Source organism: Mucilaginibacter sp. (assembly GCF_028288105.1).
Taxonomy (GTDB): domain Bacteria; phylum Bacteroidota; class Bacteroidia; order Sphingobacteriales; family Sphingobacteriaceae; genus Mucilaginibacter.
Genome location: NZ_JAQBOI010000299.1, coordinates 20738 through 33487 on the forward strand (window position 1 = coordinate 20738; position 12750 = coordinate 33487).

The following is a 12750-nucleotide window of genomic DNA, read 5'->3' on the forward strand; positions in this document are numbered from 1 at the left end:
GCTTATAATATCTTGCACTTAAATATTACCTTGTTATTCCTCTCTGACGACCAAAAGATGCGCTAGTTCAGGGGTATCATATATTCGTTCCATCTCAATGTCAATGATAGCGACCACCTCCTGCTTGATGCGGATATAATTTTCTTCAATCTCTGCCTGTGTAATTTCTCTTGGTTTTGGAATGGGCACGTATGTATCCTCCTCAGCTTTTAAAGCATCATGGTCATTAAGTATTTCGCAGTGAAATGTTTTCAGCTCTATTTTTTCCGTAGGATCATCAGCGACCGCGCCGACAAATTCGCCGGAAGATAAGGAAGCTATTCTGGAGGGGGGTATCGCCGCTTCTAATTGTTTTGACCGGCTTATGGAAGTATCCTGGCTGTTTATGGAAAGGCTTTCGCGCTCCTGCATGATCTTACCAAAACGTTCGCTTAACTGTTTGGCTGTATCACCAACTACCTGCCCGCTGATAATATTGCCTACTATATTAGCTATCACATCTGCCTGCTCTCGGCCATAGTCTTTCCTTAGCTGAGAAAAATCCTGAACACCCAGGCAGGTCGCCACTTTATTTGACCTTGCTGTCGCAATCAGGCTATCCATGGCATTAAAATAAATTGTCGGGAACTCATCAAATATCAGGCTGCTTTTAGTCTGTTTCTTGCGGTTGACCAGTTTAATCATGCGGGAGATGTACAGAGATAGCACTGCGCCGTAAACCTGCTGTTTTTGCGGGTTATTACCTGCACAGATAATCTTGGGGGCATCAGGATTATTCAGGTCCAGTGTAAAATCATTGCCGCTCAAGACATAATAGAGCTTTGGTGAGGAAAGTCGTGCCATGCTGATCTTCGCGCTGGCGATCTGGCCTTCGAGCTGTTCCATAGCACCATTGACATAGGCGGTTACAAATGGGTTGATCAACACTTCAATCTCCGGCTCCGTTCTGAGTACGGGGAAAAGCTGCTCATAATTTATCTGCATGAGTTCTATGGCATGCGGCAGCGTACAATATTTTCCGTTCTTGTATTTTTTCAAAAACCAGATAATGCTGGTAACAAAATTAATGGGGGACTCGACGAAGAAATCACCTTGTTTTTTTATCCACTCCCGGTTAAGACCCAGCATTGTTGTACGGCTGCTTTCTGTAGCGTCGGTAACATCCTCCATGCTCTCAGGATATAACGGGTTACAGCGGTGGTGGATATCATCGAAGTTAATAACATAGAATTCCGGTTCAACAGGATACAGATGTTTGTATTTCAGATAGGTATTATATGCAATAATTGAAAGGTCATCATACTTGAAATCATAAATGAACATGGTAAAGCATTTTTTAATATGCTGTGTGATGACATGGCGAATCACAAAATAGGATTTACCCGCACCGGGCGTGCCGGATACCAGCAATGCGCGGAATGGGTTAATTACATTGATCCATGATTTTCTGATCTTGCCTTTCAGGTTATATTGTGCTGGCAGATTGATGGAGTATTCATTTTCCAGCAGCCTTTCCTCCTGTGGAAAGGTTTCCTGTAAGCGATTAAAGATGTCACCGGCCAGTTGTTGTTTTATTAATCGGGACAGTAGAGCCCCGCCATTGAGTATAAGCAGGTAACCGATAGTGGCGACTGCCATATAAAGCAGGGCGATGACCTGTACTGACGCGGTTATTTTTAATGCCAGGTAGCTGAATATATAAACCAGCAGTCCACCGATAAAATGCTTCAGCGCGGTGGTCAGCTTCAACTTTTCGTCTTTCTTCCCGCGGTAGCCTACGAGCGAGATCAGTAGTAGCAGCAGTGCTGCAGCTTTTGAAATATAAAAGTGTTTGAACAGACCTGTCTTTGCCAGGTTCAATAAAATGCGCAGAACAAATGGCTGCGTTAAATGCCAGCATTCAAAGGCGGCATAACAGTAGATATAAAAATGCAGGCATAGCAGGATAATACTGCCCTTGCGTGTCAGGTCGGTTATCTTTCTTAAAGCTTCTGCGTTCTCTCCGGTATTCATTCTTCACAGCTTTATGATGATTATATTTATTCTACCTGTAGCCTTCTTTTCTTTTTCCTGCGGAACGGATCAGATCCATATTCTCCATGCTTCGTAGATAATAGCGTATCCATCATTCGTTCAATGACAGGCCGGTCATGCGCGGGATAGTTTTTTTGAGCAGCAGGTTGTGGTGTTGCTATCGCCCCTGATAATAATATTTCTGGTTGTTCCTTTTCTGTCGTAGCGCCGGATGACAGGCGTTCCATAAACGCTTTGGCACCGTAAGCTTTGCCGAGATCAGATCCGTTAAAAACCACTCTGGTAGCATTGTCAATGAAAGTGACACCATAAACATTCCCCTGGACATTTTCACGGAACAGGATACGGATACCTTGTTTTTGTAATTGGGCTTTCAGCCCGGCGGTATCTTTGGATGTTCCAATGGCTTTATCAAGCAAGTGCTTTAAGCGCTGGCCATAGGGCTTGCGGCTGGTATCATTCGGCGTATATCTTTTTTCCAGGTTCTTTAAGGTGGGGCTGCCATAAATGGAACTGGCTTTAATTGGTATGCCGACCGGTTCTCCCTGTTCATTTAGTACGTTGTACACCAGGCCACCCTTCTCGTACATCATCGTTCCTTCCGCACCACGATAGGCCCGAACATTAAATTGCTTTAAGGCCGCGTTAAATTCGGGCAGCGAAGTGAATTTATAAGTATCGACTACTTCACGTACGATAGCTGAAATGGCGGCTTTGGTTGGTACCCTACCATAAATTACTTTTTCCAGATTGACTGGCTGAAGCAGATAGGCCGTTTCCTGAACCTGGTCTTCTGCTTTAATTAATCCATATTGTATCTCTAATTCCTTGCGCGCTTTCTCGGACTGATTCTTACCGATATTATGCGTTTCGAGCCGCTGGCCGCCATCGGCAACATTGACGGTAGCTATATGCAAATGCGGATGTGCAGCATCGAAATGCTGATAAACCAGAAAGGGGTGGTTGCCGAATCCTATGCGTTCCATATAATCCAATGCGATACCTTTTAACATGTCATCATCGAGCTTGTCCTGCCTGGAAAAGTTGAGCATTATGTGCAGCGTGTTAGTACGGGTATCTTTATTTTGCCGGGTTAACATTTCAAACCTGTCCAGCTTATTTTTAAAGGACAGGCGGTCAGGATCGCGCGGAAAGCCAGCGGCCATTAATAATGATGCTTCTGCGCTTCTCAGCTTATTCTCATTGTAATTCAGCACGCCCCTGATACTTTTTCCGCAGACTATTTTGGCAACCATTTCTCTGAAAGGTTATCTATTAATTCGAACAGCACATTTATTTTCGCTTCGGTATGCTGAAAGCCATTCAGGATTTCCTGTGCTTGTGTAAGTTCCGCTGTATTGAAATCTGTCTGATGGAGTTTGCGTGTAGCCTGGTTAATATTAACACCCATGGCCTGCAATTCTTTCCGGACGCCGGATAATTCTTCCATCGTTTTGTCCAATGTATTATCATGCGTATGGATGATAATTTTTTGATGTTCCAGGATATCCCGCAGCAGAGCGCTTATGGTTCTGCTGTCGGAATTATCGAGCATAGCTATCAGCTCGTCATATTTTTTCCTGCCTATCCGGGTGAATACTTTATACTCCAGTCTTTCCTTTTTCTCCTTCGTCATCACTCGAAAGTTTAATGGTCAATATTTGAAGAAACCCCGATTCCGGAGGGGTTTCTATTCCGGCGCGGCCAGCGGCTGTGTCCGGCAAGATGGGATTGTTGTCAACAATCCTACATCTTGCCGGACACGCAAAAAACAGTGTCCTTGCCTTATTTAAATGCATTATCGAAAAATTACAGGTTTAGAGGCCTCTTCCTTTTCGCTTTTGAGACCGCTTGACAGTCGGATATTTATTAGCAGGAATCGGACTTTTTTGTTCGGTTTGATTTGTGTTTTTCTCTTCCTTTTGTGATGGCTTCCAGTCCGGATCCAAATGGACATTGGTTGGAATGAGCCGCATATCAGGTGTGTAAACATTCACCGTTTGCTGCTCACGGCTCGCTTCCATACATACCTTTTTATCATTGGCAAATTTGACAGAAACCAGGTCGCCCCTGAGCAATCCGTTTTTTACAGGGTAGTAACTTGAGTTAGGTATCGGAAAAACGTCAAGTACATTTTCCAGTTCAATTTTGCTGAAGCTACGGGTCTGCCTTACTTCATAGTTGCCATTGCCATCTTTATGATTCAGATCTAACCTCAGCCAGTTGTCTGATTCAGGCCGGTATGGGTACATTAAGTTCTCAGGTATGGCCCGTCCGCATAACAAATTATATCCCGCCTTTACATTTAATTCAGGCGGAAATTCCTGTACGTGTTTTGGCAGCTCATCTAAATGATCCCAAGCGGATTGTTGCAGCATGTCACTGAAGAATGTGGCATCCGCCCAATATTTTAATTGTAACTGATCTGCGATATCAGCACCCGCCATGTCTTTACTCAGACGATACATCTGTTCCTGTATATCACCTACCCGTGGGGTGAATTCCGGCTCGGCATCTTCATGGAAAATAAAGAGCTGCCGGTCGTTATGCCAGTCGATCTCCCGCATCTGATCTTCCAATACTTTAGTGTCGATCCCATTGTAAATATCATGCTCAATCGCAGGGTAAGGTATAAAGGAATGCGTGTAACTAGCTACGGAAAACTCATCTGCAACGGTAATCACGGGGATGATAATTTCAGAATATCCTTCCGGTTCATTCCTGGTAAACTTCAGTTCAAAATCTTCCCGTTTTTTAGAAAGGATTTGTTCGAGTTTATTGTAAAGATCGGCTGCTGGCCAGTTGTCGAGGTCCATTGACCGCATCTTTTCAAACAGAGCGTCCAGCCGGCCGGAAAGAACATGGTAAGCTAAGTTGGCATTGCAGATACCATATTCGCTTGGTGAAAAATCCCGACTGCGCTCATGGTAAGTTTTAAAATCGCTTTTGCCATTGCTGTAATAATTCTCGGCGGGCCAATATTTATACATCAGCTCTTCCTGTATCTCTATACCATCAAAGTTTTGACCTTCCGACAATTTATTCAGCAGTTGCGTGGTCTCCAGCATATCTTTTATGGAGGGAGTGTCAGCGGTATCTGTTGGTCTGTTAAAATACATTTCCCAATCCTGAAGCTTCATTCGTTCTTCCAGCGCAGCTGTATCAACTCCGTTAATTATTGTATGTTCCGGCAGGACGGGTGACCGGTGTGTCGCCTGGTAACGTTGTAAACGGTAGGCATTGAACTGTTGATCTCTGACGAAATGCAGCTTAAAAAACATTTGCTCTTCGCCAAAGGGAATCTTGTCCGGCACCATAAAACTGGGCGTGTTCAGCTTCAGTTTTTCTTGAAGCTGGGCCTTAAACTTTTCTCCCGCAAAACCCAAAGATGCGAGATAATCCAGCAGTTCTTTTTCCTGTTCGCTATTCATGGCTCACTTGTTAATTTTTTAAATCAGATGCCTCTGCCTTTTCTTTTCTGGTTGGATTTTTTGACCTCCTGTCCTTGTTTGGGGGCGGCATATTGTTTTTCATTCAGCCCGGCTTCCTTTAATATCTTTTCGGGAATATTGGTGTTCATAATGATTTCGCCTTCTTTTAAATTAGACGCGACGCGTTTGATCAGGATGTCTTTTAAGATATCCGGACCTTTGGGATGGATAAGCAGCATATCCACCGGGAATTTTAATCCTAATGTTTTAAAGGATTGATCGGGGACGCCAACGACAATTGATTTTTCCGATGCCCTGCTGGCTTTGTTTCGGAACTGCTGCAGGTCTTTCTGTCGCAAATGGTCATTAAGTAAATTGTCAATATAATGCTCCAGATTCATATCGATAGTGTATTCCTTGCCGTCTACGGTAAACTTTTCAGGCGGCAGCGATTTACAATGGACTTCCGCTTCTTGTATCAGTTTCCTGCCCTCGTCATCGAAAGGCAGATAGTCCGTCGCGCCGCCGTATCCATGATTGGAAGCGGCTCCCGCTTTGACATCATTGATATAAAGGTTAGCTGAAAATGCATTGGTTTCCTGGCTTAGCTGCTCGCTGAAGTGAATGTTCTTTAACTCGATTTTCATGCTCTATGCGTTTATGTTTAACATCATTTCATTTATTACTCTGAATATTTGCAGGGCAACTTGCGGAACGATAGCATTGCCGCCGGCCTTTATGCTTTCGATCCGCCATTTAGAAAAGGTAATGCCGTCCAGTCCGATGGGAAACCCATCATCTCCATGACAAACAGGGGATTGAGTTGGGAAGCTTTCCCAGTCAGATGGTTGACCGTATCGCCAAGGCTGTTTGTAGGGGAGCGGTTCGCTTTCTTTAATGTGTACGGGTGCCTGCCGCCCTTGTATTCCCGCACCGTTGGAGTTGGCAGTAAACCCATCCAGTTCTCCGTGTCGCTCAAACCCTGCTGTTTGCTGTTGGGGCCCCTTCTCTTGAAATCCTGCGCCGTAGGTGTCGGGAGGAGTTGAACCAGCCTCGCCAGTCCAACGCTGCCATCTTTTCCGTTCTGATTGATCTTTCTTGGTAACCCGCTGGTCATCCTGAATTGGTCGTTCTTGCCTATTATCGCTCCCGTGGTTGCATCCGAAGCCACCGGTGTCGGTAGTCGCCTTTTGTAAAAAGCCGGGATCTGTCCCCAATTGTCGAACTCTTTCGGCAGTACTCCCGTCGATATTTCCACCACCTGTGCCAGGCCCAGGGATACTCCGTGGTTCTGATGAGCATCTCCGATCTTCTGTATCGAATTCCTGCTGTTCCGGTTGCTCCCGGTGGTCGGAGTTGGAAGCAATCCTGACTTTGCCAGATCGCTCAGGTTCGCTGAAAAGATCTGGCCGGATGATCTTTTCTTCGATCTCCCTGTCACCATCTCGCCGCCCCTTGTCCCGTCTGCGACAACCACTGTAGGCAATAAACCAGACCCTTTCCCTGCGGTGCGGGGCATCGACGCCTGCAGCTGGAAGTACGAACGGTTGAACCTGGTAACCTTCAGCTTCCAGGTCAGATTGCACCTCCTCGAATACCACCCCGTCATTCCAACTAACAAGCCCGAGAACATTTTCTGCCACAACCCAGTGCGGTCTGATCTCCCGAATTGCTCTAAGCATGCTTGGCCACAGGTGGCGCTCATCTTCCTTTCCAAGTCGTTTCCCTGCGAGGCTGTAGGGCTGGCAAGGGAATCCGCCGGTGAGGATGTCGATGCTTCCTTTGTGGATACTGAAGTCCGTCTTCCTGATATCTTCATAACTAAGTGCTTTTGGGAAATAATGTTTAAGTACCTGCTGACAGAACGGATTGAACTCACAATGAAAAACGTTTGTCCAGCCTACCCATTCCGCGGCAAGGTCAAATCCGCCGATGCCGCTAAAAAGACTTCCGTGTTTTAATGTTTGTATCCCATCTCTCATATCCGCCACCCGTGTTTCAGGTCACAAAATTGAGGCAGTTAGAAATGTGTTTTTGCTACTATGGGGTTAGCTAATAGAAATATTTTTATGCATTATGTGAGATTTCAGAACATAATCTGCAACAATTTCTTAAGTTTATTCTTGTAGAAATATGGCAGACGTACATTCGAAAGCGACAAGGAGCTTCAATATGTCCCGGATAAGGAGCACGAACACCAAGCCGGAAATGCGTGTCCGTAAATTCCTTTTTTCCACAGGTTTCCGTTACCGTCTGCATCAAAAAAAATTACCAGGCAAACCGGATATTGTGTTGCCGAAATATAAAACTGTAATTTTTATTCATGGTTGTTTCTGGCATGGTCATGATGGCTGTCGTTACTTTGTGATACCTAAAACGAGAACAGAATGGTGGCTGGAAAAGATCAACCGCAACAAAAGCAATGATCAGAAATCAGAAAATGCATTAAAAGATATGGGTTGGAACGTTATTCATATCTGGGAATGTGAAATTAAAACGCAGGAGCTCTTTAGGTTAAGGACAGTTGAATTGTTGAAAGAAATTAGACCCGATTTTTGATAAAAATTTGTTAGTTTGTAGGTTAATTAAAAAATGCGGAATATTTACCGATATGGCAGCTACCAGTACGAAAAGAACGAAATTAAAATTACCGGATGAGCTGGATCTTGCTTTATTGACACACTATCATTCAACCGGCGATCAACGTTATGCTGCCGCGTTAGAGGTTGCTGCGAAAAATGAATTCTTCACCCGGTCATCTTCTGTCTCTGATACCTGCAATGCTGTGTTTAAAGCAATGTTCAATAAGGATGAAATTCCTTTTACACCGGTAGAAAAAGGCAAGGAATCCTTTACTTTTGTTGACCTGTTCGCGGGAATCGGGGGATTCAGGATGGCACTACAGAATCTTGGCGGCCGGTGCGTGTTCACTTCGGAATGGGATAAATACTCCAAACAGACCTACTTTGCAAATTATGGTGATTATCCTTTTGGTGATATTACCAAAGATGCAATTAAAGCCTATATACCTGAAAAATTTGATATAATTTGCGGGGGATTCCCATGCCAGCCATTCTCAATTGCCGGTGTATCCAAAAAGATCAGCCTGGGCAGGAATCATGGTTTTGCCGATGAAAAACAAGGTAACTTGTTTTTTCATGTAGCCGATATCATCGACAAACATCGTCCGAAAGCTTTCTTCCTTGAAAATGTGAAGAATCTGATATCACACGATAAAAAGAAAACCTTTCAGGTGATCAAAGACACTTTCGAGGAACTTGATTATTCACTTGATTTTAAGATCATTGATGGCAGTCATTTTGTACCTCAGCATCGTGAACGTATTATGATGGTCGGATTTGACAAGAGGCAATTTGGCCAGGACGTACAATTTAATTTCGGCAACCTGACTTTTCCCGAAGAAAAGCAAGCCTTCAAAAGCATCATGGAAGCAGATCCTGCGCCCAAATATACATTGAGCGACAAGCTCTGGAACTACTTACAGGAATACGCCAAAAAACATAAGGCCAAGGGAAATGGTTTTGGTTTTGGAATGACCAACCTTGAAGGCGTGTCCCGGACAATCAGTGCAAGGTACTATAAGGACGGGGCAGAAATACTCATCCCGCAGGAAGGAAAAAATCCAAGACGACTAACACCCAGAGAAGCTGCAGCATTGCAGGGTTATCCGATGTATCCGATCAATACCAGTGATGAACAGCATTCGCTCCATATTCCGGTGTCAGAAAATCAGGCTTACCGTCAGTTCGGTAATTCTGTGGTTATGCCGTTGATACAGGTGGTTGGAGAGGAACTTATCAATACATTAAGACGCGTAGGCGGACTGGAAAAAAGCCACAAGGTGGCTTAACAAGTTAAAAGCAAGAAGCAAGCGGCGGTGGTTTACAATTCTTCCTCAGCTTTTATCCTGAGTTCCCGCGAAACATCCTGCCGGAATAATTCAATGATCTTTTTGTCCCGGTCACGAATGACCTGGTTTTCTTTTTCAGCCATTATATTCAGCAGCTTGCTGACAATTGCTTCCCCATCGCTGCCGCATTTCCTAAGCTGATCGGAAAACGGGTGCAATTTATTCATTACCGCAGTGGTCCGACCATCTGTATATACCGGTTCCCAGGCGCTTCCATCTGTTACACTATCATAAGTGAGAGCCGTCTGAGACTCTGAATTCTTTTTTGCCTGCACAAGGTCAAATCCGGTAGCACTGACCAAATGCTTTCGCTTTCCTTCCGAACTTTTCAGGATAAACTCCGTGAGTTTGATGAATATGCCATTGAATGCATCAGCAAAGCCCATACGGTAAACTTTCAGTTCATCGGCAATAACATTTGAGAACATATCCCAGTTGCTGAGAGACATTTCAGTCAATAGTTCCGGGAATACCTGCTTTAGCTTTTCCCTAACCGGCTGAGGGATATACAACCGCTTATATTTTCTGCCATCATGGCAAAGAGCCGTCGCCAGAGCGGCGGAATCAGGACGATAATTTTCAAGAAGAAATAATTCCGCAAAATTGTTCAGCATCTCGCCAACCCCCGATTCTTCAAAATATTTGCTGAATGTATCCAGCAGCAGGGCTTTCTGACCTATATTTTCTTTTGTTGGCTGAGAAGGAAAATTCGCTTTCCAGTTTCTGCCCTCTTTTTTTTCGGTCCAGGCAAACAAATATGCTGCACCAACATGATCCAGGTAGGTACTAAATAAGTTACCTCTCTTTTCAAAAATGTTGTAAATAAGATCCACGGGCATAGGAATATTCCTTTTCCAGAAGATCAGCTCCTCCTGACGTGTGTCAGAAAGCTCATCAAGCAAATATTTTTTGAACTCATATTTGTCCAGGGAGTAGTCAGCCATTGCCTTGAATCATCTCTTTAATTTCCTGTACAGTATACGGAGGATTTTTTGAATGTGCAACAGTATGACAATTAGGGCAAAGCGGTACCATGTCCCGGATCGGATCCGGCCTGATCGTACCTGCGGCTGCAACCGGGTTCAGATGATGAACGTGTACGAAATCGCTTTTCAACCCACGATACATTTGCCGCATATTTTGCCCGCAGGCTTTACAATCGTAACCATGAAAGGCCAGGCACAATGCGCGGTTAAACCGGCTGCGTTCTACAGTAGTACTGATCGTATCTTTCCGCTCACCTTCTTCCTCTCCTTCAGTCCGGTAAGGAAAAAGAAAGAAAATTAAAAAAAGCAGGATGTCGGCGAATGTAAGCATACCAGCCTCTTCTTCATCAACTTTGTATTCGAACACAAGCCACCACACATCTTGTTTTCGTGAGCTGGTATCCAGTATATTTTCAGTTGTGCGCCGAAATATTTTACCGCTGAAAGCCGGGTACCGATCTGTCAAATCACTTAAAAAAGACTTTCCGGCATCTATTTGTGCGGACGCATGATCGATCAGGGGGCGTGCATAATCCTCGAATTCAAATATTGCCTGAAAATACCGAGGTTCCCGATTAATACGAACCTGGTACCCCCTTCCGTTCTCTATGTTTTTATCGCGCAGCTGCAGCTCGCCATTGGCTGAAGTTATTGTCAGCTCAGACGGCAACTGTTGCTGAAGAGCAGCCCGAAATATTTCGATATTAATCATTAAGCGTTATCCTGATCGTCGTCCGTATCATTTTCAGAATCTTCTATATCCGGCAACTCTTCCGCCAGCGTACGCAGTGATCTGGAAACACTTATCCGCATTTCTTCCAGGTTACGTTTTACCGTATCGTTATACACACAAAGTTCAGCTTCGGCCAGACTCCACAATAAAGAGTCCATGGCAAGGATCAGCGTAGCGTTATCCTGATTTGCCAGATAGAATCGTTTATAAAATTCGTGTGATTCATTTAAAAATACCGCATGCTTATTTCCTTCTATCAGGCCAGGTGTCCATAAGACGCCGTCCTGAAGGGAGGAACTGATTTGTACGACACGGTTGGGACTATCATTGAATTGGAGCCTGACATTTGATACACCGAATTGGTTGGTGATTTGGGCGGTGCCTGCTGCACGGTCTGTTGAGCCGACCTGTGACTGTGCAGTGGTTTCTGCATGGTGCTTTCCAATGGCATTGCTTGCCTTTTCGTGCTGTTGCCCCAGCTTGGTATAACCGGATGTGTTAGAATCCTGTGTGCCTGCCCGATAACGTTTTTGTGCCTCCCGTCTTGGCGGAGTGATGATTTTTTTTAGAAGTTCCTGAATATTCTTCGGAAAATCGATCCGTGATTTCTTAATGTCAATCTGGAAGATGTCATCCAGTTTATGATCGAATGAAAGTTCGACCCGGATCAGGTTCAGGTGAGGGTCTTTTACAAATAGCCTGTTAGGCCAGCCACCGGAAAAAATCATTCGGCCTTCCCGAAAAATGTGAAATCCCTGGTTGTCCAGACTGTATCTGGACCTGTTTACTTCGTCAGTACTGAGTGTGTTTTTATTCGGAAGGATGTAAACATTTATGTAAAAAGTACCCAATACTTCAGTAGTTCCGGCTTTGGTTACGGTATAGTCCACTGGTTCCTGCCTGTGGATCTCTACACGGCTACCGCCATCGCCGTTCATCCAGCGACAGAAAGGATCCCAGGGTTCTACGTTGACATTATTGATCTTTATGGCAATATCCGAAAAATCATCTCCTTTTTCCAGGAAATTATAAAATACGCCGGACAGATGATCGTTCAGGTCTTCACATATACTGTTAATCTGAGTTCGCATTGTCCCGGATGCATGTGTGCGTACAAGACGGTCGATATTTTCCCAAACGACTACTGTGCCTGATCCGCCTTCAGCAACCAGGTCCATAAACTCTATGGCTTCACTGTACGTATCTTCTTCAGGCTGCAACAGTAACCATTTATCTTTGGAAACTATGACATCCAGATCCCACTGTCTTAGGTTTAGCTCTCCGTCTTTTCGTGATATCACAGTTAATCGTCGGCAGAACGAGGTTGAAGCCGTTTTCAGACCCATGCCAAATTTACCCAATGATTTAGGATCCGGGCGTTTTGGTGAACCGTAGGCCATGGCTTTTTTAAGTTCGTCCTGATCCATTCCTTTACCATTGTCCGCAATCATCAGCACGGGATGCTGCCCCATTTCCAGGTCAAGGCTGATGTTGATCCGCGTGGCATCTGCAGCAACTGAATTATCGACAATATCTGCAACTGAAGTTGCAAAAGTATACCCGGTGTCGCGCAGGCTTTCAGCGAGTCTTGCTGCGGAGGGAGGCAATATATTTTCTTCTGATTCGATCATGATC

The 12750-nt window shown here is 44.7% G+C and carries 11 protein-coding genes and 1 pseudogene; 2 read left to right on the plus strand and 10 right to left on the minus strand.

Going from position 1 to position 12750, the window contains the following annotated elements:
- Positions 1-33: 33 nt before the first annotated feature.
- The 7 genes and pseudogenes from mobC to JWQ85_RS21960 form a co-directional block, all read right to left on the minus strand.
- Positions 34-2013: a conjugal transfer protein MobC gene (gene mobC, locus JWQ85_RS19665; protein WP_299471019.1), complete on the minus strand. Its 1980-nt coding sequence runs from the start codon at positions 2011-2013 to the stop codon at positions 34-36.
- Positions 2014-2039: 26 nt separating this feature from the next.
- Positions 2040-3290, minus strand: coding sequence for a relaxase/mobilization nuclease domain-containing protein (locus JWQ85_RS19670; RefSeq protein WP_299471021.1), 1251 nt, complete (start codon positions 3288-3290; stop codon positions 2040-2042).
- Entirely contained in the window at positions 3275-3670 is a 396-nt protein-coding gene (locus tag JWQ85_RS19675) for a hypothetical protein (RefSeq protein WP_299471023.1), read from the minus strand. The genes JWQ85_RS19670 and JWQ85_RS19675 overlap by 16 nt, the downstream gene beginning before the upstream one ends.
- A gap of 181 nt (positions 3671-3851) precedes the next feature.
- Positions 3852-5465 (minus strand): hypothetical protein, encoded by a 1614-nt coding sequence (locus JWQ85_RS19680; RefSeq protein ID WP_299471025.1) that lies wholly within the window; start codon positions 5463-5465, stop codon positions 3852-3854.
- A gap of 23 nt (positions 5466-5488) precedes the next feature.
- The gene (locus tag JWQ85_RS19685; protein WP_299471027.1) at positions 5489-6112 is read right to left on the minus strand and encodes a hypothetical protein; all 624 of its coding nucleotides are present in this window, start codon (positions 6110-6112) and stop codon (positions 5489-5491) included.
- Between the two features lie 3 nt (positions 6113-6115).
- The gene (locus JWQ85_RS21955) at positions 6116-6682 is read right to left on the minus strand and encodes a hypothetical protein (RefSeq protein WP_367186259.1); all 567 of its coding nucleotides are present in this window, start codon (positions 6680-6682) and stop codon (positions 6116-6118) included.
- Between the two features lie 57 nt (positions 6683-6739).
- Positions 6740-7447 (minus strand): annotated as a pseudogene (locus JWQ85_RS21960) (DNA cytosine methyltransferase); the annotation flags it as partial.
- 151 nt (positions 7448-7598) lie between these two features.
- On the opposite strand from JWQ85_RS21960, the gene JWQ85_RS19695 reads away from it, so the two are divergent.
- Positions 7599-8024 (plus strand): very short patch repair endonuclease, encoded by a 426-nt coding sequence (locus JWQ85_RS19695; RefSeq protein ID WP_299471031.1) that lies wholly within the window; start codon positions 7599-7601, stop codon positions 8022-8024.
- 52 nt (positions 8025-8076) lie between these two features.
- A complete protein-coding gene (gene dcm / locus JWQ85_RS19700) occupies positions 8077-9336 on the plus strand; it encodes a DNA (cytosine-5-)-methyltransferase (RefSeq protein ID WP_299471033.1) in 1260 nt (419 codons plus the stop codon).
- Between the two features lie 32 nt (positions 9337-9368).
- Here dcm and JWQ85_RS19705 read toward each other — a convergent pair whose 3' ends face one another.
- Genes JWQ85_RS19705 through JWQ85_RS19715 form a run of 3 tightly spaced genes read right to left on the minus strand, consistent with a single transcriptional unit; the run spans position 9369 to position 12746 of the window.
- A complete protein-coding gene (locus tag JWQ85_RS19705) occupies positions 9369-10340 on the minus strand; it encodes a hypothetical protein (RefSeq protein WP_299471036.1) in 972 nt (323 codons plus the stop codon).
- Positions 10333-11094, minus strand: a complete 762-nt coding sequence (locus tag JWQ85_RS19710; protein WP_299471038.1) for an HNH endonuclease — start codon at positions 11092-11094, stop codon at positions 10333-10335. The genes JWQ85_RS19705 and JWQ85_RS19710 overlap by 8 nt, the downstream gene beginning before the upstream one ends.
- Positions 11094-12746 carry an ATP-binding protein gene (locus tag JWQ85_RS19715; RefSeq protein ID WP_299471040.1) on the minus strand — a complete coding sequence of 551 codons (1653 nt, stop codon included), beginning with the start codon at positions 12744-12746 and terminating at the stop codon, positions 11094-11096. The genes JWQ85_RS19710 and JWQ85_RS19715 overlap by 1 nt, the downstream gene beginning before the upstream one ends.
- Between the last annotated feature and the right edge of the window lie 4 nt (positions 12747-12750).